Consider the following 22,430-nt stretch of genomic DNA (forward strand, 5'->3'; position numbering starts at 1 on the left):
GGGGGTACGGCGTCAGCCGGCCGGCAGTTCCGGGGCCGCGGACGTGCTCGTCGACGGCAGGGCGGGCAACGACGGCACGGCCGCGTCCGGCACCGCCGCGGCGGCGACGGAGACCGGTGACGGCAGGGTGGAGGGGGTGCCGCCGAGGACCGAGTCGATCAGGTCGAGGAGGCCGTCGACCAGACCGTCGGCCGAGGAGAGCACCTGGTCGAGGTGGGCGGTGATGGCGTCGACCAGGTTGTCGATCGCCTTGTCCAGTGCGGCGAGCAGGTCGTCCACGGCGTCGCGGGCCGCGGGCTTGGCGTCGTCACGGTACTTCGCGGCCACCGACTGCGAGGGGCTGGCCGCCGCGTCCGGCGCCACGGACTGGCTCGGAGAGGCGGACGCGGACGCGGAGGAGGACGCGGCGGGCTTGGCGGCCGCGGGCTTGGCCGCCGCGGGGGTGGAAGCCGCAGGCTTGGCGGCTGCGGGGGTCGACGCGACGGGCTTGGCCGCCGCCGGAGTCGACGCAGCGGGCGTCGAAGCCGCCGGAGTGGCGGCCGCGGGCTTGGCCGCCGCGGGAGTGGAAGCCGCGGGCTTGACGACAGCCGGGGTCGACGCAGCGGGCTTGGCCGCCGCCGGAGTCGACGCAGCGGGCGTCGAAGCAGCGGGCGTCGAAGCCGCCGGAGTGGCGGCCGCGGGCTTGGCCGCCGCGGGAGTGGAAGCCGCGGGCTTCACGACAGCCGGGGTCGACGCGACGGGCTTGGCCGCCGCCGGAGTCGACGCAGCGGGCGTCGAAGCCGCCGGAGTGGCGGCCGCGGGCTTGGCGGGAGTCGTCGGCTCGGCGGAGGTCGTCGGCGCGGTGGAGGCACCGGTGGAGGCCGGGGTGGAGGCCGCCGGTGCCGTGGGCGTCGCGGTGGGGGCGGCGGGCGTGGCCGTCGCCGACGGGGCGACCGCGGACGCCGGGTGCGCCGCGGCCTCGGCGAGGGCCTTCTTCGCCGCGTCACCCAGTCTCCGGGCCTCGGCGGCGGGCAGCTTGCCCTTCTCCAGCGACTGTTCGAGCAGGTCGAGCACCGGCCTGGGGACGGTACCGGTGTGGTCCAGTGCTCTGACCTGGGCCAGCAGCTTCTCGGCCGCGGGGGCGAACGCGGGCGAGGCGGCTCGCGTGTGTTCCTGGGACGAGTCGGCGGCGACGACGGCGGGGCCGGTGATGCCGACCAGGACGGCGGCGCAGAGGACAGTGGACGCGAGACGCCGGGGCGGCAGACCACGCATGAGTGTTCCTTCCGGTGAACTGTGGGGACCTGAGCCCACCGTCCGTTCACCGACGACTCACTGCAACCGCGCGAACACGCCGCGTGACCCATTCGGGGGAGCGCAAAACCGGCCGGCCGCCCCGCGAGGAGATCGCGGGGTGACCGGCCGGCCGAAGGGGGGTGCCCCGACGTCAGTCGCTGTAGCAGGCGTTGCCGAACGCCGGGTTCAGCAGAGCGATGACGTCGACGGTGTTGCCGCAGACGTTGATCGGCACGTGGACCGGAACCTGAACGGCGTTGCCCGACAGCACGCCCGGCGAGTTGGCGGCAGCGCCGTGGGCACCGGAGTCGGCGGCGGCCACACCGGCACCACCGGCGACGGCCGCGACGGCGGCGGAGGTCAGGACCAGGCCCTTCGCGATACGCGACATGGAGAGGAGCTCCTTGGGATCGACACAACATTCGGGCGGATGCCCGGCGCTGTGTCAACGCGTGGCGCCCCCAGGGGTTGTGCCGCCAATGGAGTGATGTGCGCGGGGGCCACTCACGCCTATGGAAGGAAGCCCGGGCGATTCCGTCACAATTGCCCACTTCCTCCCTCGGGAGCGCCGGTGCGTACACGCGCTCTCCCCTCCGCCCTCCGGCGCACGCCGACACGCCCGGCCGGTGCGCCGTCGTGTTCGATCCCGGCGCCGCTTCGCGGCGGGGTGGTGACCAGCCGGGCTTGCGGCTCGTTTTCACGGGGACGCGGCGTGGGCCGGCGCACTCCGCGTCCCGGTGGACGCCCGGCAGTCAGGCGCGTCCCCGGCCGCCCGTCCCGAGCGCCCCGTGAGCGAGGAACCCGCGTATGCACCAGTCAGCACCCGATCCCCGAGCGCGGGTCCTGCACGTCGCCCAGCCCGTCGACGGCGGTGTCGCACGGGTCGTACTGGATCTGGCGCGGGCCCAGCTCGCGGCGGGCCTGCAGGTCACGGTGGCCTGCCCCGGCGGCGAACTCGGCGCGGGACTGCGCGAACTGGGGGCGGACGTCCGGGACTGGCGGGCCGCCCGGTCCCCGGGGCCGGGCCTGCCGGGAGAGGTACGACGGCTCGTACGCCTGATCGACGAGGTACGGCCCGAACTGGTGCACGCGCACAGCGCGAAGGCGGGACTGGCCGGCCGGCTGGCCGTCCGTGGGCGGGTACCGACCGTGTTCCAGCCGCACGCATGGTCGTTCGAGGCCGTCGGCGGACCGACCGCCGCCCTCGCCCTGCGCTGGGAGCGCCGGGGAGCGCGCTGGGCCGACCGGGTGGTGTGCGTCAGCGAGGCAGAGCGCGCGACCGGATTGCGCGCCGGAGTGCGCGCCCGGTACACGGTCGTCCCGAACGGCATCGACACCGCCCGCTTCTCCCCGGCACCGGCCGGGGGCGGCACCGGGCCGGGCCCCCTGGTCGTCTGCGTGGGACGGCTGTGCCGGCAGAAGGGCCAGGACGTACTGCTGCGCGCCTGGGACGACGTCCTCGCCGCGCATCCGGGGGCCCGGCTGGTGCTGGTCGGGGACGGGCCGGAGCGCGAGGCGTTACGCCGTCGCGCCCACCCCTCCGTACGGTTCACCGGCGCGGTCGCCGACGCCGTGCCCTGGTACCGGGCCGCCGATCTGGCGGTGCTGCCCTCGCGCTGGGAGGGCATGGCACTCGCCCCGCTGGAGGCGATGGGCTGCGGCCGGCCGGTCGTGGTCACCGACGTCGACGGCGCCCGCGAGAGCCTGCCGGCCGCCCTCGCCGCGCGCTGCCTGGTGCCGCCCGACGACCCCGGGGCGCTGGCCGGGGCGATCACCCGTCTGCTGTCCGACCCGCCGCTGTGCGCGGCGCTCGGCGGGCAGGGGCGCCGGCACGTCCTCGCCACGCACGACGTGCGGCACACCGCGGAACGGATCGCGGGCCTCTACCGCGAACTCCTCGGCGCCGCCCAGGAGGCACGCGGCCGGGACGGTGGCGCGTCGGCCGCGTCCGTGCCCTCGGAGCGCAGGGAGTCCATCCACTCGTGACCACGGAAAGCACCGTCTCCTCCCCCGCCACCCGGTCCCGGGGCCGCGCACCGGCGTCCGCCCCCCTCCGGCCGGCCCACGCCGGCGGCGGCTTCCGGTTCCCGCCGCGGCGGCGGCCCGCGCGGCCCGCGTCCCCGGCGCCCCTGCTCGCCGCCGACCTGCTCGCCGCGCTGGCCGGCACGGCCGCCCTGGACGGGGCCGCCGGCCGGCCGCTGCCGGCCGCCGCCCTGCTCACCGGCACCCTGGTGCTGCGCCCGCGCTCCGCCCGTCCGCGGCCGGGTGTGCTGGAGGAACTGCCCCTGGTGTGCGGACGGACGGCGGTGGTCTGGCTCGGGCTGGCCGCCCTGATCGCCGCCCACGCCCCCGAACGCGCCCTGTCCGCGCGGACCCTGCTGCTGGGCTGGGCGCTGCACGCGGCAGTGGCCTGCGCGGGCCGGGCCGTGGTGCACTGGCGGCGCCGGGTCGCGCAGCTGCGTCACCCGCACACGGCGCTGGTGATCGGGCCCGCCGCGACCGCGCAGCGGGTGGCCGCCGCACTCCTCCGGTACCCGCGCTGCGGTGTGCGGCCCGTCGGCGTCGTCGCGGAACACCCGGACGGCAGCAGCGGGTTGCCCCTGCTCTGCACCGGCGAGGAGGTCGAGCGGGCGCTCATCCAGAACGGGGTGCGGGTCGTGCTCACCGTCGACCCCGCCGTGCGGACCGAGAAGGGGCCGCTGCTGCGGGCGCTCGCCGAATCGGGCTGCACGGTCTGGGAGGTGGACGCGGACTGCCCGTCGTACGAGATGCGCGACCAGCTCGCCGGGTTCTCGGTGCGTCGGCTGGAGCTGGGGTCCCGGCGGCGGACGAGCGTCGCCAAGCGGGCGCTGGACATGGTGGTGTCCGGGGCGCTGCTGGTGCCGGCCGCTCCGCTGCTGCTGGTGTGCGCGGTGGTGCTGCGGCTCACGGCCGGGCCCGGGGTGGTCTTCCGGCAGGAGCGCATCGGCAGGGACGGGCGCCCCTTCACGCTGTTGAAGTTCCGCACCCACCGTCCGGTCGACGAGCAGGAGTCGGCCACCCGGTGGAGCGTGGCCGGCGAGCGGCGGATGAGCCCCTTCTGCCGCTTCCTGCGCCGCACCTCGCTGGACGAACTGCTCCAGCTGTGGAACGTGTTCCGGGGCGACATGAGCCTGGTCGGCCCGCGCCCGGAACGGCCGTACTTCGTCGTCCAGTTCAGCGGTCTGCACGCCGGTTACGCGGCCCGGCACCGCATGCCGGCGGGCATGACCGGGCTCGCCCAGATCAACGGGCTGCGCGGGGACACCTCCATCGAGGACCGGGCCCGCTTCGACAACGCCTACATCGACAACTGGTCGCTGTGGCAGGACATCTGCATCCTGCTGCGCACCGCGGCCGCGCTCGTGCGCTCGACGGGAAGCTGACCCATGGCCCTCGCCCCGCCGCTCCGCCGGCCCCCGCGGTTCCGCCCGGTGCTGGCCGTGGTGGCCGTCGTCGCCGCTCTCGCGCTGCCGGTCACGCCCGGCGGCGAGGGCGGCGCGGGTCCCGCCGACGCGCTGTCCGCGCTGGTCGTCGGCTTCTGCGCGGTACGGCTGCTGCGCGACCGCCGCCGTCCGCTCGACCGCGCCGCGGCCCTCGTCCTCGGGCTGCCGGTGACCGGCCTGACGCTCGCCGCGATGAACGCGGTCGCACCGGGCGCCGGGATCAGCGGCCTCGGCCGCTACCTCCAGATCTTCGTGCTGGTCCCGGCGGCCGTCGTGCTGCTCGTGCGCGACCGGTCCGACTTCCGGCTGCTGGCCTGGTCGTTCGTGGCCCTCGCGGGCTGGCAGGGCGGGATCGGGGTGCACCAGTACCTCACCGGGACCGGCGCCTCCTACCAGGGCGAGGACGTCCGCGCGGTCGGCACCTTCGGGGCGAGCGACGTGATGGGCATGGCGACGGTGGTGGCCTTCGGGCTGGTGTGCGCGGTGGGCCTGGCGCTCGGCCGCTCGGCGGGCCGGGAGCGCGGTCTCGCCGCCGGCTGCGCCCTCGCCCTGCTCCTGCCCCTCGCCCTGTCCTTCAGCCGGGGCGCGTGGATCGCCACCGCCGTCACGCTCACCGTGCAGCTGACGCTGTCCGGGCTGCGCCGGGCGCTCCGGGTCGGCGCGGTCGTGGTGGCCGCCTGCGTCGTCCTGGTGGGCGGGCTGGGCGTGGGTACGGCGATGCTGCAGGAGCGGATCGACAGCATCGGGCAGGTCGCCGACGCGCCCGACCAGTCGGTCACCGACCGGTACACGATGTGGGCGGCGGCCGCCGACATGTGGCGCGAGCACCCGCTGACCGGGGTCGGACTGAAGGGCTTCCCGGAGTACCGGGACGGGCACGCCTCGCTCGCGCTGTCCTCCGGCAGCGACACCGAGGGCGCGGGTGCCGCCTTCCGCAGGCAGCCGCTGCTCTCCCCGCACAACATGTACCTGCTGGTCCTCGGCGAACAGGGACTGATCGGGCTGCTGTGCCTCGCGGGCGGCTGGCTGGCCCTGCTGGTGTGCGCCCTGCGCGGACTGTGGCGGGTGCGCACGGCCGGCGGGACGGATCTGGAGTGCCCGCTGATCGCCTGCGGACTGCTGGTCTGGCAGCTGGTGGACTTCGCGTACGCCGACATCGGCGGCCCCTCCACCGTGCTGACGGCGGTGTGCTTCGGTCTGGTCGCCTGGTGGGCCCTGGTGGGCGGCGACCGGGCCGGCACCGGTCCGGGCACCGCCGTGCCGGGCGGGCTGCGGGCGCCGGCCGGGCAGGCGGCACTGAGATGAGCGACACCCGCGGACCCGGACGGCCGCCGGGCCCCGAGACCGGCAGGGCGCGCGCGTCCGGCGCCCCGCACGGACCGGCGGCGGACGCCGTACGCCTGCCGCGGTCCGACGCGGGCACCGGCGGCCTCACCCTGCCGAAGGCCCGTTCCGGGGAGCCGGCCGGCGCTCCCGAACACGCCCCGCCCACCGGCCGTTTCCTGGCCAGGGCCACCCTGCTCACGGCCTCCCTCACGGTCGCGGCGGCGTTGCTCGGGCTGGTGCGGGACCAGTCGCTGGCCCGTCTGTTCGGGGCCGGCCGGGGCACCGACGCCTTCCTGGTCGCCTGGACCGTGCCGGAGTTCGCGGCCACGCTGCTGATCGAGGACGGGCTGGCGTTCGCGCTGATCCCGGCGTTCAGCCTGGCCCTGGCCCGCCGTGCGCAGGGCGCCGCGGGGGACCCGGTCCGCTCACTGGTGGCGGGCACGCTGCCCCGGCTGGCGCTGGCGTTCGCGGCGGTGGGCGCGCTGCTCGCGCTGGCGGCACCGCAGTTCGTCGGGGTCCTCGCGCCGGGCCTGCCCGATCCGGGTCTCGCCGTGGACTGCACCCGGCTCACCGCGACCTGCGTGCTGAGCTTCGGCCTCGCCGGGTACTGCAGCGCGGCCCTCCGGGCGCACCGCCGCTTCCTGGCGCCGGCCGCCATCTACGTCGCCTACAACATCGGGATCGTCACGGCGATGTACGCCCTCGGCGGCCGCTGGGGGGTGCGCTCGGCGGCGGTCGGGGTCGCGGCGGGCGGCTGCCTGATGGTTCTGGTGCAGCTGCCGTCCCTGCTCGGGCAGTTGAGCCGCCGCCGTACCACCCGGGCGCGCCCCGGGGACACCGCCGAGACGCGGCCGATGGACGTGCCGCTGCTGGCGAGCGTGCTGCTGTTCGCGCTGGGCCGGCAGTCGCAGGTGCTGATCGAGCGGTTCCTCGCCTCCGGGCTGCCCGCCGGTGCCATCTCGCATCTGAACTACGCGCAGAAGGTCGCGCAGATCCCGATGACGCTGTCGACGATGCTGTGCACGGTCACCTTCCCGGTGGTGGCGCGGGCGCTGGCCGAGGGCGACACCGAGCGGGCCCGGGCCCGGGTGGAGCGGGACCTGGCGGTGGCCGCCGCCGTGGTGCTGCTGGGCGCCGCCGCGGTGATCGCCTGCGCCCCGCAGCTGATCGGCCTGCTGTTCCAGCGGGGCGCGTTCACGGCCGCGGACACCGCGGCGACCGCCGCGGTGATGCGCGTGTACGCGCTCGGGCTGCTCGGCCAGACGCTGACCGGGGTCCTGATCCGCTCGTACTTCTCGGCGGGCCGCGCCACCTGGTACCCGGCCGGTGCGATGGCCGTGGGCCTGGCCGTGACCTTCTGGATCGGCGACTGGGCCGTCGGCACCCGGGGCGTCACCGGGATCGCCGCCGCCAACGCCGCCGGCATCACGGTCACCGCCGTCCTGCTGCTGGCCGGCACGGGCCGCCGCGGTGTGCCCCTGCGGACCCGGCAGGTGCTGGGCGGGCTCGGCCGGCCGCTGGTGGCGGCCGCGGCCGCCACCGGGGCCGGCGCCTGGGTCGCGACCCTGCCTCCGGCGCCGCTCGCCGGTCTCGTGGCCGGCGGCGCCACCGTCACCGTCGTGTTCGCCCTGCTGGGCTGCGCCCTGGGGGCCCAGGGTTTCGCACCCGCACTCCGTCTCGTACGCACCCGCACCCGAAGGGTCGCCCATGCCGTCTTCCGCTGAGCACGCCGTCCCCGTCCGGCCGGCCACCACCGGACCGGTCCCCTGGATCGCCATGTACCACTCCGTCGGCGACTGCGCCGACGACCCGTACCGCATCACGGTCACTCCCGAGCGCCTGGACCGGCAGCTGCACTGGCTGCGCCGGCGGGGTCTGCGCGGGGTGTCGGTGGCCGAACTGCTCGCCGCGCGGGCGCGCGACGGGGGACGCGACCTGGTGGGCCTGACCTTCGACGACGGCTACGCCGACTTCCTCGACAACGCCCTGCCCCTGCTGGAGCGCTGGGGATGCACCGCCACCCTGTTCGTCCTGCCCGGCCGGCTCGGCGGCGACAACGCCTGGGATCCGCTGGGCCCGCGCAAGCCGCTGCTGACCGCCGACGGCATCCGGCGCGTGGCCGACGCGGGGGTGGAGATCGGCTCGCACGGCCTCACCCACGTCGACCTCACCCGGGCCGACGACGCCCTGCTCACCGCCGAGACCGCCGAGAGCCGGGCCCTGCTGGAGGAGCTGACCGGGCGGCCGGTCACCGGCTTCTGCTACCCGTACGGCACGGTCGACCGGCGGGCGGTGGACGCCGTGCGGGACGCCGGGTACGGCTACGCCTGCGCCATCGACCCCGGCCGGCTGAACGGCCCGCACGTCCTGCCGCGTGTCCACGTCGGGCAGAACGACACCGCCGTACGCCTGTTCCTCAAGCGGCGGCTGCACCGGTTGCGCCGGCGGCCCGTGGAGGGGCTGTGAGGGCGCTGCACATCATCACCGGGCTCGGTGTCGGCGGTGCCGAGCAGCAACTGCGGCTGCTGCTGCGGCATCTGCCGGTGCGCTGCGACGTGGTGACGCTGACCGACCCCGGCCCGGTCGCGGCCGGGCTGGCCGCGGACGGGGTGCGGGTGGTGGACCTCGGCATGACCGGGAACCGGGACCTGGCCGCGCTTCCCCGGCTGGCCCGCATCGTCCGGCGCGGCCGTTACGACCTGGTGCACACGCATCTGTACCGGGCCTGTCTGTACGGGCGGATCGCCGCCCGGCTGGCCGGAGTCCGCGCCGTCGTCGCCACCGAGCACTCCCTCGGGGACTCGCAGATGGAGGGCCGTCCGCTCACGGCGGGCGTGCGCGGCCTGTACCTCCTGGGCGAACGGCTGGGCCGGTCGACCGTCGCCGTCTCCCCCACGGTCGCCGAACGGCTCGGCCGCTGGGGCGTGCCCGGGCCGCGGATCACGGTCGTCCCCAACGGCATCGACCGGGCGCGGTTCGCCTTCGACCCGGCGGCCCGCCGGCGGGTCCGGGACGAACTCGGTCTCGGGGCCGACGCGTTCGTCGTCGGCGGCATCGGCCGGCTCGCCCCCGGGAAGCGCTTCGACGTCCTGATCCACGCCCTGGCCGGGCTGCCCGCCGACTGCCGGCTGCTGCTGGTCGGCGGCGGCCCGGAGGAAGGGGCCCTGCGGCAGGCGGCACGGGCGGCGGGGGTCGCCGACCGGGTGCTTTTCGCCGGCGAGCGGCCGTACCTGCCCGACGGCTCGCCCGGACCCGCCCTGCCCGCGCTGGCCTCCGCGATGGACGTGCTGGCCTCGCCGTCCCCCGAGGAGGCGTTCGGGCTCGCGGCGGTGGAGGCGCTCGCGGCCGGGCTGCCGGTGCGCTACACCTCCTGCCCCGCCCTTCAGGACCTGCCGCCCGAGGCCGCCCCGGACGCGGTGCGCGTCCCGTGCGACGCCGGCGCCTACGCCCGCGCGCTCGCCGCCGTCCGCGCCGCCGGCCCCGGCCCGCGCACCGCCCCCGAGGCGGCCCGTCACTACTGCATCACCCGCAGCGCCGCCCGCCTCATGGAGGTCTACACGGCGGCGCTCGCCCCCGCGTCCACCCGAGTCCCCGTCCAGCAGGGAGCAAGACCGTCATGACCGACCATCACAGCCGGCGCCACCGTCCCGCCCGCCTCGCCCGCGTCCGCGCGCTGCCCCCCTGGTCGCTGGTGGCCGCCGGGGTCCTCGCGGGCGGGCTGCTGGGCGGTGCGTACGGCGGGCTGAAGGCGCCGACGTACACGGCGACCAGCTATGTCGTCGTCGTACCCACGGACCGGTCGGACACGTCCTCGGCGCTGGGCTTCGCGCAGGCCTACGGCCGGGTCGCCACCCAGCTCGCGGTGCTCGGCGACGCGCAGGGGGCGGCCGGGGTGCCGGTGGACACCCTGCGGGAGAGCGTGCGCACCGCGACCTCGCCGGACGCCCCGATGGTCGCCGTCTCCGCCACCTCCGCCCGCCCCGCCCAGGCGGCCGCCATGGCCAACGCGGTGGCCGCCGCGCTCACCGCGCAGGCGAACGGCACCAAGGCCGACACGCACGTCCAGCTGGTGCAGTTCTCCCGGGCCGTGCGGCCGGCCTCGCCCACCTCGCCCTCGGCCGGGCTGACCGGTCTGGTCGGGGCCAGCGGGGGCGGCCTGCTCGGCGGGCTGGCGCTGCTGGTACGGCCGCGGCGCCGCCCGGAGGAGGAACTGCTGCGGCCGGCGTCGGTACCCGCACCGGCCGTGGCCGCCGACGCCCGCGGCCGGCTGTGACGGCGACGCGCACGGCGCCCGCCACCCGGGCCGCCGTCACCGCCGAACTCGTCACCGACGAGGAGGTCTTCGCGGCCCTGGCCCCGGCCTGGGGACGGCTGCACGCGCGGTGTGCCGCCGCGACCCCGTTCCAGAGCCACGCCTGGCTGCACTCGTGGTGGCTGTCGTACGGCAGGCGCGGCAGGCTGCGGCTGCTCCTCGTACGCTCCGGCGGTGAACTGCTGGCCGCGGCCCCGCTGATGCTGGTCCGCCGGCCGCTGCCCGCGCTGGTACCGCTCGGCGGGCCGATCTCCGACTACGCGGACGTGCTGCTGGACGACGGCGACGACGGGCGCGTGGCCGACGCGCTCACCGAGGCGCTGGCGGACGCGGCACGTACGGCACTCGTCGACTTCCGCGAGGTGCGCCCGGGCGGCACCGTGCAGCGGGTCCACGACCGCTGGCGCGGACCGCGCCGCACGCTCGCGGACTCGCCGTGCCTGGAGCTGCCCGCCCTGCCCATGGACGAACTGGTGGCGCGGCTGCCGTCGCAGAAGGCCCAGCGGGTGCGGGCCAAGCTGCGCAAGCTGGACGCGCTCGGCGTGACCCGGCGCACGGTCGGCCCCGAGGAGGTGGACGCCGCGCTCGGCCGGCTGCTGGAGCTGCACCGGTTGCAGTGGCAGGGGCGGAAGGTGACGTCCGAGCACCTCCAGCCGCGGTTCCGCGCGCATCTGGTGCGGGCGGTCGGTCCGATGGTGAAGTCCGGGAACGCGGTGGTCACCGAGTTCCTGATCGACGGCGAGGTGGTCGCCGTCGACCTGACCCTGCTGTCGCGCAGCCTGGTCGGCGGCTACCTGTACGGCGCGCATCCCGGCCTCCGGGAGCGAAAGGCGGACGTGGCGGCGATGCTGCTGGACGCGTGCGCGGAGCACGCGGCGGGCGGCGGCCCGGGCGGGCGGGGCACGCTGAGTCTGCTGCGCGGCGACGAGCCGTACAAGCACCACTGGCGTCCCGAACCGGTCGTCAACCAGCGGCTGCTGCTGGCCCGGCGGCGCACCGCCCCGCTGCTGACGGCCGCGCTGTGCGACGCGGCCGCCCGGCACCGGGGCAGGGAGGTGCTGCGCCGGTGGCGGGAACGGGGGCGGGGCTAGCGGTTCGCCGACCACCGGCCGAGGGGCAGGCAGAGTTTCCGGCCGAGCAGGGACTCGATCCAGTCGCCGAGCTCCAGCGGCGAGCAGTCGGCGGGTGCCGGCCGCGGCGGGGTCGGGACCGGCTCGGACGGGGTGCGTTCGCCGGTGAGGCCGTACAGCGCCGTCCGGTAGACCTGCGACGCCCTGGGGTTGGCGGCGCACTGCCACACGCCGTGCGGGCAGTAGTCGGTCAGCGTGTTGTACACCGGTCCGTGCTCGTCGAACCAGGCGAGCATGCGCCGCATGTACTCGGCGTCGTCACCGTTGCGGAAGAGCCCCCACTCCGGATACGAGACGGGCTTGCCGTGGGCTCTGGCGAAGTCCACGTGCTGCTGGAGCCCGTAGGGCTCGGACACCTGCTCGTCGAACGACATGCCCGCCGGCTGGTCGTAGGAGTCCATGCCGATGATGTCGACGGTGTCGTCCCCCGGGTAGCAGTCGGTCCACGGCACCGCGTCCCGGCCGCGGGATGGCGTGAAGTCGAACCGGAACCTCTGGCCGGGCACCGCGCGCATGACCGTGACGATCCGCCTCCAGTACGTCTTCCAGGCCTCGGGGTCCGGTCCGCAACGGTGGGTGTAGGTGATGCCGTTCATCTCCCAGCCGAGCACGATCACCGTGTCCGGGACGTCCAGCCGCACCAACTGTTCGGCCAGGGTCCGGAAATGGCGGTCGAACGCGCCTGCCGCGGCCTGGCTCAGCAGCCCCCGTACCTCGTCGTCGGACAGGCCCTCCTCGTTGCGCTCCTGCATCGGCACGTTGAGGACGAGGGTCCGGTCGGACTTCTGCCGCCGCCACTGCGCCCACGCGTCGAGGAAGCCGGGCGGCCCCTCGATGTCGCGCCAGGTTCCGCCGGGCAGGTAGGTGTGGGCGACCTTCAGCTCGGTCCCGCCGAGCCAGGCGCTCATCGCGGCCATGCGGGCCACCCCGAGCGGCCCGGAGTCGAGGAAGGCGCCGAAGGGCGGGACGGTGTCGGCGGCGCTGCCCGCCGCCGGGGCGGGCGCGGACGGTTCCACGGTCCGTGCGCCCCCCGCTCCGGGTCCGGGAGCGGCCGCCAGCACGAGCGACGCGGCGACCGCCGCCGCGATGCCGGTCAGCCGCCCGAGGCGGCGCCGCCGCCGCTGTGGAGCCGCGTACTGCTGAGGAGCCCTGTGCCGAGGAGCCACGCTGCTCCTCCCTCCGCTCGACTGCGTTCCCGCATTGCTGTCCCTGTTATTGACGGACGGTCATACCGATATGAATTCCGCCCGGCGCGGTTACGGCTTCCAGGTGACCCGAACCCCCGCACGGGCGAACGGACGAGAAGGTGAGCAGCTGCTGATGCACGACCTGCTGGTGGTGGGCGCGGGCCCCTACGGCCTGTCCATCGCGTCGCACGCCACGGCGGCCGGACTCGACGTCCGCGTACTCGGACGGCCCATGCAGACCTGGCGCGAGCACATGCCCCGCGGCATGTTCCTGACGTCGGAGTCCTGGGCGTCCGACCTCTCCGACCCCGAGGGCCGCTGGCGCCTCGACGTCTTCCGCGCCTTCCGCGGGGAGCGGTCCCGGCACGCCGAGCCGATCCCGCTGGAGGTGTTCGCGGAGTACGGCACGTGGTTCGCCCGCAACGCCGTGCCCATGCTCGAGCAGCGGACCGTGACCCGGTTGGCGCCGCGCACCGGCGGCTTCGAGGCCGTCACCGAGGACGGCGGGACGCTGACCGCGAGGACGGTCGCGCTGGCCGTGGGCGTCCTGCCCTTCGCCGAGATCCCGGCCCCCCTGCGCGGCCTGCCCCCGGCCCTGGTCTCCCACAGCAGCGACCACGCCTCCCTCGACCGCTTCCGCGACCGGGACGTCACCGTGGTCGGCGGCGGCCAGTCGGCGCTGGAGACCGCCGCGCTCCTCGCCGAACAGGGCACGCGGGTGCGGGTCCTGGTAGTGGCCGACCGGCTGCGCTGGAACGAGGTGCCGCCGCCCCGGGAGCGTCCCTGGTGGCGTGCGGCCCGCTCCCCGCACAGCGGGCTCGGCACCGGCTGGCGGAACGGGTTCTACGCCGGGCGGCCCGACCTGTACCGGCGGCTGCCCGAGCGGACGCGGGCCCGGATCGCGTCCCGGGCGCTGGGCCCGGCGGGTGCCTGGTGGCTGCGCGAGCGGGTGGAGCAGCGGGTGGAGATCCTGCCCGGACGCACGGTGGTCGCGGCGCACGAGGTGCCGGGCGGGCTGCGTCTGGAGACGGCGGTCCGGCGGGGCGGTGGCGGGGTGCTGGAGACGGGTCATGTGATCGCGGCGACCGGCTTCCGCGCCACGGCCGACCGGCTGCGCCTGCTCTCCCCCGAGCTGCGCGCGCTGCTGGCGGCGGGCGCCGACGGGGCACCCGAGGTGGGGCTGGAGTTCGAGTCGTCGTACCCCGGGCTCTTCCTGGCCGGTCCGGTCACCGCGGCGGGCTTCGGCCCGGCGATGCGCTTCGTGCACGGCGCGGCCTTCACGGCGGGCACGCTGGTACGGGGGGTGCGGCGGCGGCTGCGCGCGGGACCGGCCGGCTGGCGGATCCCGGCCGGCCGGACCGGCGGAGCGCCGCACGCGGTACGGCACTGAGGACGCCGGAGGTCGCGGGGTGCCGGGCGCTCGGGACCGGCACCCGGCGCCCTACCGACGGGAGGTTGCCCGGCCGCGGCGGTACAGGATCGTCCCGGCCGCGATCAGCGCGGCGCTGGCGGCCGAGGTCGCGAGCATGGCCCGGGCGTCACCGCCGGTGTGCGGGAGGCTGGGCCGGTGGTGATGCCCACCGTGGGGCGGGGTGTCGTCCTCGCCGTATCCGGGTGGGGTGGGGTGGTCGTCGCCACCGTAGGGGGGCGGCGTGTGGTCGTCGCCACCGTACGGAGGCGGGGTGGAGTGGTCCTCGTCGCCGTACGTCGGCGGCTTCGAGTGGTCCTCGCCGCCGTAGGGGGGCGCGGTCGTGTGGTCGTCACCGCCGTACGAGGGCGGAGTCGACGGCGGGGCCGTGTGGTCCTCGTCGCCGTACGACGGCGGCTTCGAGTGGCCCTCGTCGCCGTAGGACGGGGGCTTCGAGTGGTCGTCACCGCCGTAGGACGGCGGGGTCGTGTGGTCCTCGTCGCCGTACGTGGGCGGCTTCGAGTGGTCCTCGTCGCCATAGGACGGCGGCTTCGAGTGGTCCTCGTCGCCGTACGAGGGCGGCGACGAAGGCGGCGTCGACTCCTCGTCCCCGTACGACGGCGGGGTCGAGTAGTCCTCGTCCTCGTCGCCGTACGAGGGCGGCTCGGACCGGTCGCCGCCGGAGCGGGGGTGGTTTCCGTGGGCGCGGGTGCCGGCCCCGTCGGAGTCACCTCGGGTACGGTGCAGGCTCCTGCCACCGTTGTCCTGCGCGTCGTCGTCGTTCGCGCAGGCGTTGGCGAAGGCCGGGTTCAGGGCGGCTGCCACGTCCACGGAGTTGCCGCAGACGTTGACCGGGACGTTCACCGGAACCTCGACGCTGTTGCCGGACACCAGGCCCGGCGAACCCTGGGTGACGCTCTGCGCCTCCGTGTCGGCGAGCGCTGCGCCGCCGCACAGGGACAGCATGCCGGTCGCGGCCGCGGCCACGACCATGCCCTTACTGAGGGTCTGTCGCAATCTCGTTGTCTTCCTGCTCGTAGAAGTGGAAAAGCCGGCCTCGGAGCGCAGAGTCGAAAGCGATCGACGATCCGAGGCCGGCGGTACACAGCCGGAGGCTGGTGAGTTGTGGTGCGTCTCAGTCGTTGGCGCAGCCGCTGCCGAGCGCCGGGTTGAGCAGACCGATGACGTCGACCGAGTCACCGCAGAGGTTGACCGGCACGTGGACCGGAACCTCGATGACGTTGCCGGACAGGACGCCCGGGGAGTTGGCGGCGGCGGCGTCGGCGCCGGAGTCGGCGAAGGCCGGAGCGGCCATGCCGAGGGCCAGGAGGGCGCCGGCGACGAGAGCAACGCTCTTCTTCATGGATGTTCCCTTCTCTGGGGTCATGCCCCAATGACGGCCAGAACCGTGCAGACACGACGTGGACGGTCGTGGCACGGAACGAGGGATTGACGGAATTCGCCATTGCGGAACGCGAACTGATGGATTATCACTCGATCGCACCCGCTATGCCCCGTACAGCTCCCTCGAAATGAACGTGGAAAAGGCCCGGGCAGCCCGCAGACAAAAGCAGCGGACGGCCCGGGCCCGACCAGGTCGGCTCAGCCTTCGCCGTTGGACGAAAGAACCGACAGGTCTTCCAGAACGTGGGAGACCGCACCGTCCCGCTTGGTGTTCGACGAGTTGTCGTCGCACTGCTGCTGGAGGTGGTCCGACAGGATCGGGATGTCCTGGGCGGTGACGCCGATGAGGGCGTCGACCGCGACGTCGACGTCCTCGACGCCGACACACGGCTTGTTGAGCGTGCCCTGCACCAGCGACAGCTGCGGGCTCATGTTGCCCTTCGTCGCGGAGTTGCCGAACGACGACACGGCGCCGTTGCCGTTGGCGACGGTCGGTCCGTCGTCGTTGCCGATGGCAAGCGCCTGCGGCGCGGCCGCCACCGCCATTCCCACGACAGAAGCGGCGGTCGCAGCGGCGACCATTGCCTTCTTGAGCACTTCGCGTTCCTTTCCTCGTAGCGACGCATGTCCTACGGCGACATCAACCCGGCCCACCAGGAATGGTTGCGCCCATTCACCCGGTTGGCCCGCACAGCCGTGGACGGGGCCGGAAATCACCAAAGCCTAAAAGCGCACCACCAGTCCGCGCTGTCCGCCGTGGGAGTGAACGGGAGAAACCACACGGGGCCGGGGGAGTTGTCCAGAACGCTCCGGTGGACGGGGTTTCCTCAGAAAGGACTGGCCAGTGATCAGGAAGATTGTTGCCACTGCGGCCGTCGCCGCTTCCGCCATGGGCGCCTCCGCTGCCGCGGCACCGCAGGCGCTGGCGATCGGGAACGACAGCGGGCCGACCGCCGCGAACGGCAACGGTGCTTGGCAGAGCTACGGCAACTCGGCCACGTACGGGAACATGAGCCCCCAGATCGCGCTGATCCAGGGCTCGTTCAACAAGCCGTGCATCGCGGTCAACGACATCCCGGTCGGCGTGGGCGCCCTCATCGGCGTCAACGTCCAGGACCTTCCGATCCTGTCGGACCACATGCAGCAGCAGTGCACCGAGAACAGCACCAACGCCAAGCGCGACGGTGCGCTGGCGCACCTGCTGGAGGACGTGTCTGTCCTGTCGCAGAACTCCGAAGCCGGTAAGTGACCGATCCCGGTCCGTGCAGCGGGTCGCCGAGCAACTCGGCGGCCCGCTGCGGCGTTTCAGTGGCGGTAGAGCGTCTCGATCGTCTCCGCGTACGCGGCCGTCACCGCCTGCCGTCTGACCTTCAGCGACGGGGTCAGCAGTCCGTTCTCCTCGGTGAACTCCCCCGCGACGAGGGCGAAGGCGCGGATGGACTCGGCGCGGGAGACCGCCTCGTTGGCGTAGTCGACGGCCTTCTGCACCTCGGCCCGCAGCCGTTCGTCGCCGGCGAGTTCCGCGACGGGGGTGTCCGCCGGCAGTTTGCGCACCGCCAGCCAGTGGCCGAGCGCCTCCGGGTCGAGGGTGACGAGGGCGGCGACGAAGGGGCGGTTGTCCCCGACGACCACGCACTGGCCGACGGGTGAGCGGCTGCGCAGCCGGTCCTCCAGGACGGCCGGGGAGACGTTCTTGCCGCCGGAGGTGACGAGGATGTCCTTCTTGCGGCCGGTGATGGTGAGATAGCCGTCCTCGTCGAGCGAGCCGAGGTCGCCGGTGGCGAACCACTCGTCGGTCAGCACGGCGTCCGTGGCCGCCGGGTTGTTCCAGTAGGACCCGAAGACGATCCCTCCCTTGATCAGCACCTCGCCGTCGTCGGCGATGCGTACGGCGGCCCCCGGGACGGGCAGGCCGACGGTGCCGGGGCGGGGGCCGAGCGGGGGCACCAGGGTGGCGGCGGCGGAGGTCTCGGTCAGGCCGTAGCCCTCGTGGACGATGATCCCGGCGGCGTGGAAGAACAGGTTGAGGTTGCGGTCGAGGGGGGAGCCGCCGCTGATGGCGTACCGCATGCGGCCGCCCAGCTCGGCGCGGATGCGCCGGTAGACCAGCAGGTCGTACAGGGCCCAGGCGGCGTACAGGCCGGGGCCGGGGCCCTTGCCGGTGCCGAGGAACTTCCGCAGGTACGCCTCGGCGAAGCGGACGGCGATCCGCTCGGCGCGGTCGAAGGAGGCGGCGCGGCCGATCTTCTCGGCGGTGGCGCGCCCGGTGTCGTGGATCTTCTCGAAGAGGTACGGCACCCCGACCAGGAAGGTGGGCCGGAACTCCTTGAGCACGGGCCTCAGTTCGTCGGGACGGACGCTCGGGAAGTGGCCGATCTCGATGCGGGCGAGCAGGCAGGCGAGTTGCAGGGTGCGGCCGAGGATGTGGGCGAGCGGCAGGAACAGCAGGGTGGAGGCGGTCCGGCGGGTGACGGCCTGGAAGACCGGATGCAGCAGCTCGACGGTGTTGGCGGCCTCGGCGTGCAGGTTGGCGTGCGTGAGGACGCAGCCCTTGGGCCGGCCCGTGGTGCCGGAGGTGTAGCAGATCGTGGCGACGGTGTCGGGGGTCGTTCCGGCGCGGCGCTTGGCGAGGTCGTCGTCGGGGACGTCCGCGCCGAGGGTGGTGAGGTCGGCGAGGGCGCCCGCGTCGAGCTGCCACAGGCGTGGAGGGCGGGTGTGGCCGGCCGTGCCGGCGGTGACGGTGGCGGCGTTCTCCACGGTCTCGGTGACGGCGAAGCGGGCGCCGGAGTCGCGCACGATCCACTCCACCTGCTCGGCGGAGGAGGTCGGGTAGACGGGGACGGACTGGCCGCCGGCCGCCCAGATCGCGAAGTCCAGGACGGTCCACTCGTAGCGGGTGCGGGACATCACGGCGACCCGGCCGCCCGGTTCGAGACCGGCGGCGATCAGTCCCTTCGCGACGGCGGCGACCTCGGTGGCGAAGGCGGCCGCGGTGACCGGGTGCCAGGCGCCCTGTAGGCGGCGGCGCAGGAGCACCGCGTCGGGGGTCTCGTCCGCGTGCGCGAACGGCAGGTCGGCCAGGGACCCGATGGTGAGCGCGGGCGCGAGGGGCGCCGCCCGCACCTCGCGCACGACACCCCTGGCGTCCCGCACGAGTTCCACCGCGCTCCGGGCCGCCAGATCGGTCCGCCGCCGTGCCCGCTTCAGTTCCCTGCGTACGCCCATGACGGCTCCCGGTCGCGGCTCGTGCCCTGCCAAGCTCCTTACCGGTGCGTCAACTTACTCGTAAGTAAGGAAAGGTCAATGGGGCGTGCGCGATCTCCCGGGCGGCCGGGCGGGGTCAGGAGACGATGTCCTTGCGGGCGAAGCCCCTGAACGCCAGGGCGAAGAGCACGAGGGCGTACGTCACGGAGATCGCCGCGCCCTGGATCATGCCGGACCACTCCGGACGGGGCTGGACGGCGTCGGCCCAGGCGAACTGCCAGTGCGCGGGCAGGAAGTGGCGCCAGTCGCCGAGCGCGGTGACGGCGTCCAGGACGTTGCCGACGATGGTCAGGCCGACCGCCCCGCCGACCGCGCCCAGCGGGGCGTCCGTCTTCGTGGACAGCCAGAACGCGAGCCCCGCGGTGACGAGTTGGGACACGAAGATGTACGCGACCACGACCACCAGGCGCTGGGCCGCCGTACCCGCGTCCAGCACGCCGCCCGTGGGGATCTGCAGCGGGCCCCAGCCGTAGGCGGCCGTGCCGACCGCGAGGGCCACCACCGGCAGCAGGACCATCGCGGCGAGGCTCAGCCCCAGCGCGACGACGAGCTTGGACCACAGCAGCCGGGCCCTCGGCACGGGCGCCGCCAGCAGATAGCGCAGGGAGGACCAGCCGGCCTCGGAGGCGACCGTGTCCCCGCAGAACAGGGCGACCGGGATCACCAGCAGGAAGCCGGCCGAGACGAACAGGTTGACCGCGGCGAAGTTGGCGCCGGACGCGGTGGCCGTGTCCATCAGGGTGACCTGGTTGTTGCGGCCCCCCGGCTCGCCGCCGATGGCGAAGGCGATCAGCAGCACGAACGGCAGCACGGCGAGGACCGCGCCCATGACCAGGGTGCGGCGCCGCTTGAGCTGGCGGACCAGCTCCACCCGCAGGGGCAGGGTGCGGCCCGCGCGGTAGCCGGACGCCGTCTCGGCGCGCTCGGCGAGCGTGCTCATGCGGTACCTCCGATCAGGGTCAGGAACGCGTCCTCCAGCCGGCGGTGCGGGCCGACGGAGGCGACCGGCACCTCCAGCCGCACCAGCTCCACGACCAGCCGCTCGGCCGTGCCGCCGGGTTCGAGCCGGACGAGCAGCCCGTCGTCGGTGCGTACGGCGGAGGCGACACCGGGCAGCGCGGCCACCTTCTCCGCGACCGGCTCCTCCACGGGCGTGGCGGTACCGACCAGCAGGGTGTCGCCGGAGCCGACGATCTCCCGGACCGGGCCGGCCTGGACGAGCCGGCCGCGGTCCATCACCACCAAATGGGTGCAGGACTGTTCCACCTCGGCGAGGAGATGGCTGGAGACGATCACCGTGCGGCCGCCGGCCGCGTAGCGGATCATCACCTCGCGCATCTCGCGGATCTGCGGCGGGTCGAGGCCGTTGGTGGGCTCGTCGAGGATGAGCAGGTCGGGCAGTCCGAGCATGGCCTGGGCGATGGCGAGGCGCTGGCGCATGCCCTGCGAGTAGGTGCGCACCGCGCGGGCGAGGGCGTCACCGAGGCCGGCGATCTCCAGGGCCTCCTCCAGGTGCGCGTCCTCGGCCGGACGGCCGGTGGCCCGCCAGTACAGCTCCAGGTTCTCCCGGCCGGACAGGTGCGGCAGGAAGCCCGCGCCCTCCACGAACGCGCCGACCCGGGACAGCACCGAGGCGCCCGGCCGGACGGCGTGCCCGAAGACGCGGATCTCGCCGTCGTCCGGGGTGATCAGACCCATCAGCATGCGCAGGGTGGTGGTCTTGCCGGCGCCGTTGGGGCCGAGCAGGCCGAGCACCTGGCCCTTCTCCACCCGGAAGGACAGCTCGCGCACCGCGTACCGGTCGGCGGATTTCGCGTACCGCTTGGCGAGGCCGGTGATCACGAGCGGGACGTCGGTGAGCTCCGGGTCGGGTCCGGGGGCGGCCGTACGGCGGCGCGTGGTCAGCAGCAGCGCCAGGGCGGCCGCGGCACCGGCCGCGGGCAGCCACCAGACCCAGGAGGGCAGGGGTGCCGCGGCGGTGCTGACGGCCGGGGCCGTGGGCACGGCGAGGTCTCCCTTCAGGGAGACGCTGTAGGTCGCGGGGGCGGCCGGTGAGGCGTAGCCGAGGTCGGTGGAGGCGAGGACCAGGCGGAGCCGGTGGCCGCGCTGCACCTCGTGGTCGATCGCCGGGAGGGTGAGCGTGACGTCCCTGCCCGCTTTCGCGCCGGTCACCCGGACGGGCGCGACCAGCTGGGAGGGCAGGACCTGGCGGGTGCCGCCGGGGCCGACGTCGTACACCTTGCCGAACAGGACCGCGTCGTCGCGGGTGGAGGTGACGTGGACGGTGGCGGTCGGGGCGCCGGTGATCCGCAGGTCGCGGGTGAGCGGCGCCGAGTCGAACCGCGCGTACTGCCCGGGGAAGTCCAGGGAGACCCCGACGCCGAGCGCGGAGAGCTGACCGAGACCGCCCGAGCCGCCGAGGCCGGGCAGCGCGGAGACGCCGGGCGGGCTGGCGCCGGCCGGGTTGGCGACGCGCTGTGTGCCTCCGGTGAGGGCGACGGTACGGGGGTGGTCGTGCAGGCCCGGGTAGGCGGGGGCGGTCGCGCCGCGGTGCTGGGCGGTGCCGTCGGTGGAGTCGACGCCTCCGGTGCGGGTGATCCGGAAGGCGGGACCGGTGGCGGTGCCCTTGTCGCCCTTCAGGTACCGGTCGAACCAGCTCTCCACGCGCCCCTGTACCCGTCCGGTCTCCATGTCCCCGCCGTCGTGTCCGCCGGCGATCCAGTCGACGTCCACCGGGGCGCCGTTGGCCCTGATGGCCTTCGCGGCGGCGTCGGCCTGGTCGAGGGTGAACAGGGAGTCGGTCTGGCCCTGCATCAGCAGGGTGGGCACCTTGACGCGGTCGCCGACGGCGGACGGCGAGCGCTCCTCCAGCAGCGCGCGGGCTGCCGCGTCCGGGGTGCCGGACTCGGCGACCCGGTCGTACATCCGGCACAGGGCGGGCTCGAAGCGGGCGCAGCCGCCGCCGGTGTTGAAGAACATCCCGGTCCACAGCTTCTTGAAGACGCCGCCCGGGAACAGGGCGTCCGCGAGGTTCCAGTAGGTGATGGCCGGGGCGATGGCGTCGACGCGGTCGTCGTGTCCTGCGGCGAGCAGCGCGATGGCGCCGCCGTAGGAACCGCCGGCCATCCCCACGCGCGGGTCGCCGGGCTTGTCGAGGCGGACCTGGGGCTGCCCGGCCAGCCAGTCGACGAGCCGGGAGACGTCGGCGACCTCGGCCTTCGGGTCGTTGAGGCCGATCTTCCCGGTGGAGCGGCCGAAGCCGCGCGCGGACCAGGTGAGGACCGCGTACCCGTGCCGGGCGAGGTCCTCCGCCTGGGTCCGCATGTCGTCCTTGCTGCCGCCGAAGCCGTGGCCCAGCAGGACGGCGGGGTGGCGGCCGGCGTCGGCCGGGGCGAAGAAGGAGGTGTCCAGGCGCACACCGTCGAAGGTCATGATCCGGTCGCTGACGCGCACGGACCGTGTGCCCTCGGAGCCGACGGCCGCCGTCGCCCACGTACCGGCGCCGACGAGCACCACGACGGCGGCCGCGGCGGCGATCAGCCGGCGCGGCCGCTTCGGCAGCCCCCGCAGCGCGGGTACGCCCTTCCTCATTCGCCCCCGGGGGGACGGGCGAAGATCCATGCGTCAACCGTACGGGGCGGCGCCGACAAGCGATGCTGC

The 22,430-nt window shown here is 74.9% G+C and carries 19 protein-coding genes; 10 read left to right on the forward strand and 9 right to left on the reverse strand.

What is annotated here, in order from left to right:
• Positions 1 to 12: 12 nt before the first annotated feature.
• Together ACF08B_RS20595 and ACF08B_RS20600 are read right to left on the reverse strand one after the other, a co-directional pair.
• Positions 13 to 1,254 (reverse strand): hypothetical protein, encoded by a 1,242-nt coding sequence (locus tag ACF08B_RS20595; protein WP_392318670.1) that lies wholly within the window; start codon positions 1,252 to 1,254, stop codon positions 13 to 15.
• A gap of 172 nt (positions 1,255 to 1,426) precedes the next feature.
• The gene (locus tag ACF08B_RS20600) at positions 1,427 to 1,666 is read right to left on the reverse strand and encodes a chaplin (RefSeq protein WP_093477544.1); all 240 of its coding nucleotides are present in this window, start codon (positions 1,664 to 1,666) and stop codon (positions 1,427 to 1,429) included.
• A 416-nt stretch (positions 1,667 to 2,082) separates the two neighbouring features.
• On the opposite strand from ACF08B_RS20600, the gene ACF08B_RS20605 reads away from it, so the two are divergent.
• The 8 genes from ACF08B_RS20605 (at position 2,083) to ACF08B_RS20640 (ending at position 11,468) form a co-directional block, all read left to right on the forward strand.
• Positions 2,083 to 3,261: a glycosyltransferase gene (locus tag ACF08B_RS20605; RefSeq protein ID WP_392318671.1), complete on the forward strand. Its 1,179-nt coding sequence runs from the start codon at positions 2,083 to 2,085 to the stop codon at positions 3,259 to 3,261.
• A 320-nt stretch (positions 3,262 to 3,581) separates the two neighbouring features.
• Positions 3,582 to 4,679, forward strand: a complete 1,098-nt coding sequence (locus ACF08B_RS20610) for an exopolysaccharide biosynthesis polyprenyl glycosylphosphotransferase (protein ID WP_392318908.1) — start codon at positions 3,582 to 3,584, stop codon at positions 4,677 to 4,679.
• Positions 4,680 to 4,682: 3 nt separating this feature from the next.
• Positions 4,683 to 6,044, forward strand: a complete 1,362-nt coding sequence (locus tag ACF08B_RS20615) for an O-antigen ligase family protein (RefSeq protein ID WP_392318672.1) — start codon at positions 4,683 to 4,685, stop codon at positions 6,042 to 6,044.
• Complete coding sequence (murJ, locus tag ACF08B_RS20620; RefSeq protein ID WP_392318673.1) at positions 6,041 to 7,789, forward strand: murein biosynthesis integral membrane protein MurJ; 1,749 nt, start codon at positions 6,041 to 6,043, stop codon at positions 7,787 to 7,789. The genes ACF08B_RS20615 and murJ overlap by 4 nt, the downstream gene beginning before the upstream one ends.
• A 52-nt stretch (positions 7,790 to 7,841) precedes the next feature.
• Complete coding sequence (locus tag ACF08B_RS20625; RefSeq protein WP_392318909.1) at positions 7,842 to 8,531, forward strand: polysaccharide deacetylase family protein; 690 nt, start codon at positions 7,842 to 7,844, stop codon at positions 8,529 to 8,531.
• Positions 8,528 to 9,685, forward strand: coding sequence for a glycosyltransferase (locus ACF08B_RS20630; RefSeq protein ID WP_392318674.1), 1,158 nt, complete (start codon positions 8,528 to 8,530; stop codon positions 9,683 to 9,685). The genes ACF08B_RS20625 and ACF08B_RS20630 overlap by 4 nt, the downstream gene beginning before the upstream one ends.
• Entirely contained in the window at positions 9,682 to 10,338 is a 657-nt protein-coding gene (locus ACF08B_RS20635; RefSeq protein ID WP_392318675.1) for a lipopolysaccharide biosynthesis protein, read from the forward strand. Before ACF08B_RS20630 ends, ACF08B_RS20635 begins: the two co-directional genes overlap by 4 nt.
• The gene (locus tag ACF08B_RS20640; RefSeq protein ID WP_392318676.1) at positions 10,335 to 11,468 is read left to right on the forward strand and encodes a GNAT family N-acetyltransferase; all 1,134 of its coding nucleotides are present in this window, start codon (positions 10,335 to 10,337) and stop codon (positions 11,466 to 11,468) included. The genes ACF08B_RS20635 and ACF08B_RS20640 overlap by 4 nt, the downstream gene beginning before the upstream one ends.
• On the opposite strand, the gene ACF08B_RS20645 is transcribed toward ACF08B_RS20640, so the two are convergent.
• Complete coding sequence (locus ACF08B_RS20645; protein WP_392318677.1) at positions 11,465 to 12,673, reverse strand: glycoside hydrolase family 26 protein; 1,209 nt, start codon at positions 12,671 to 12,673, stop codon at positions 11,465 to 11,467. The two genes, ACF08B_RS20640 and ACF08B_RS20645, sit on opposite strands and share 4 nt — an antisense overlap.
• Before the next feature lie 154 nt (positions 12,674 to 12,827).
• Here ACF08B_RS20645 and ACF08B_RS20650 point away from each other — a divergent pair, with 154 nt between their 5' ends.
• The gene (locus ACF08B_RS20650; RefSeq protein ID WP_392318910.1) at positions 12,828 to 14,084 is read left to right on the forward strand and encodes an NAD(P)-binding domain-containing protein; all 1,257 of its coding nucleotides are present in this window, start codon (positions 12,828 to 12,830) and stop codon (positions 14,082 to 14,084) included.
• Between the two features lie 51 nt (positions 14,085 to 14,135).
• On the opposite strand, the gene ACF08B_RS20655 is transcribed toward ACF08B_RS20650, so the two are convergent.
• The 3 genes from ACF08B_RS20655 to ACF08B_RS20665 all read right to left on the reverse strand — a co-directional run bounded on the left by ACF08B_RS20655 (position 14,136) and on the right by ACF08B_RS20665 (position 16,103).
• A complete protein-coding gene (locus ACF08B_RS20655; RefSeq protein ID WP_392318678.1) occupies positions 14,136 to 15,119 on the reverse strand; it encodes a chaplin family protein in 984 nt (327 codons plus the stop codon).
• A gap of 118 nt (positions 15,120 to 15,237) precedes the next feature.
• A complete protein-coding gene (locus ACF08B_RS20660; RefSeq protein WP_392318679.1) occupies positions 15,238 to 15,465 on the reverse strand; it encodes a chaplin in 228 nt (75 codons plus the stop codon).
• A gap of 239 nt (positions 15,466 to 15,704) precedes the next feature.
• A complete protein-coding gene (locus ACF08B_RS20665; RefSeq protein ID WP_392162493.1) occupies positions 15,705 to 16,103 on the reverse strand; it encodes a rodlin in 399 nt (132 codons plus the stop codon).
• Between the two features lie 247 nt (positions 16,104 to 16,350).
• Here ACF08B_RS20665 and ACF08B_RS20670 point away from each other — a divergent pair, with 247 nt between their 5' ends.
• A complete protein-coding gene (locus tag ACF08B_RS20670; protein WP_392162494.1) occupies positions 16,351 to 16,755 on the forward strand; it encodes a rodlin in 405 nt (134 codons plus the stop codon).
• Positions 16,756 to 16,811: 56 nt separating this feature from the next.
• Here the strand turns inward: ACF08B_RS20670 and ACF08B_RS20675 are convergent, their stop codons facing one another.
• The 3 genes from ACF08B_RS20675 to ACF08B_RS20685 form a co-directional block, all read right to left on the reverse strand.
• Positions 16,812 to 18,731, reverse strand: a complete 1,920-nt coding sequence (locus ACF08B_RS20675) for an AMP-dependent synthetase/ligase (protein WP_392318680.1) — start codon at positions 18,729 to 18,731, stop codon at positions 16,812 to 16,814.
• A 115-nt stretch (positions 18,732 to 18,846) separates the two neighbouring features.
• Positions 18,847 to 19,710 carry an ABC transporter permease gene (locus ACF08B_RS20680; protein ID WP_392318681.1) on the reverse strand — a complete coding sequence of 288 codons (864 nt, stop codon included), beginning with the start codon at positions 19,708 to 19,710 and terminating at the stop codon, positions 18,847 to 18,849.
• Positions 19,707 to 22,361, reverse strand: coding sequence for a CocE/NonD family hydrolase (locus ACF08B_RS20685; RefSeq protein ID WP_392318911.1), 2,655 nt, complete (start codon positions 22,359 to 22,361; stop codon positions 19,707 to 19,709). The genes ACF08B_RS20680 and ACF08B_RS20685 overlap by 4 nt, the downstream gene beginning before the upstream one ends.
• Positions 22,362 to 22,430: the final 69 nt, after the last annotated feature.

Source organism: Streptomyces sp. NPDC015139, from assembly GCF_043079785.1.
Lineage (GTDB): Bacteria > Actinomycetota > Actinomycetes > Streptomycetales > Streptomycetaceae > Streptomyces > Streptomyces albidocamelliae.

Bases quoted from the DNA above. Each gene is read 5' to 3' on its own strand.
- ACF08B_RS20600 (WP_093477544.1), bottom strand. From the start codon at position 1,666: ATGTCGCGTATCGCGAAGGGCCTGGTCCTGACCTCCGCCGCCGTCGCG.
- ACF08B_RS20605 (WP_392318671.1), top strand. From the start codon at position 2,083: ATGCACCAGTCAGCACCCGATCCCCGAGCGCGGGTCCTGCACGTCGCC.
- murJ (WP_392318673.1), top strand. From the start codon at position 6,041: ATGAGCGACACCCGCGGACCCGGACGGCCGCCGGGCCCCGAGACCGGC.
- ACF08B_RS20660 (WP_392318679.1), bottom strand. From the start codon at position 15,465: ATGAAGAAGAGCGTTGCTCTCGTCGCCGGCGCCCTCCTGGCCCTCGGC.
- ACF08B_RS20680 (WP_392318681.1), bottom strand. From the start codon at position 19,710: ATGAGCACGCTCGCCGAGCGCGCCGAGACGGCGTCCGGCTACCGCGCG.
- ACF08B_RS20635 (WP_392318675.1), top strand. From the start codon at position 9,682: ATGACCGACCATCACAGCCGGCGCCACCGTCCCGCCCGCCTCGCCCGC.
- ACF08B_RS20650 (WP_392318910.1), top strand. From the start codon at position 12,828: ATGCACGACCTGCTGGTGGTGGGCGCGGGCCCCTACGGCCTGTCCATC.
- ACF08B_RS20615 (WP_392318672.1), top strand. From the start codon at position 4,683: ATGGCCCTCGCCCCGCCGCTCCGCCGGCCCCCGCGGTTCCGCCCGGTG.
- ACF08B_RS20595 (WP_392318670.1), bottom strand. From the start codon at position 1,254: ATGCGTGGTCTGCCGCCCCGGCGTCTCGCGTCCACTGTCCTCTGCGCC.
- ACF08B_RS20685 (WP_392318911.1), bottom strand. From the start codon at position 22,361: ATGAGGAAGGGCGTACCCGCGCTGCGGGGGCTGCCGAAGCGGCCGCGC.
- ACF08B_RS20675 (WP_392318680.1), bottom strand. From the start codon at position 18,731: ATGGGCGTACGCAGGGAACTGAAGCGGGCACGGCGGCGGACCGATCTG.
- ACF08B_RS20625 (WP_392318909.1), top strand. From the start codon at position 7,842: ATGTACCACTCCGTCGGCGACTGCGCCGACGACCCGTACCGCATCACG.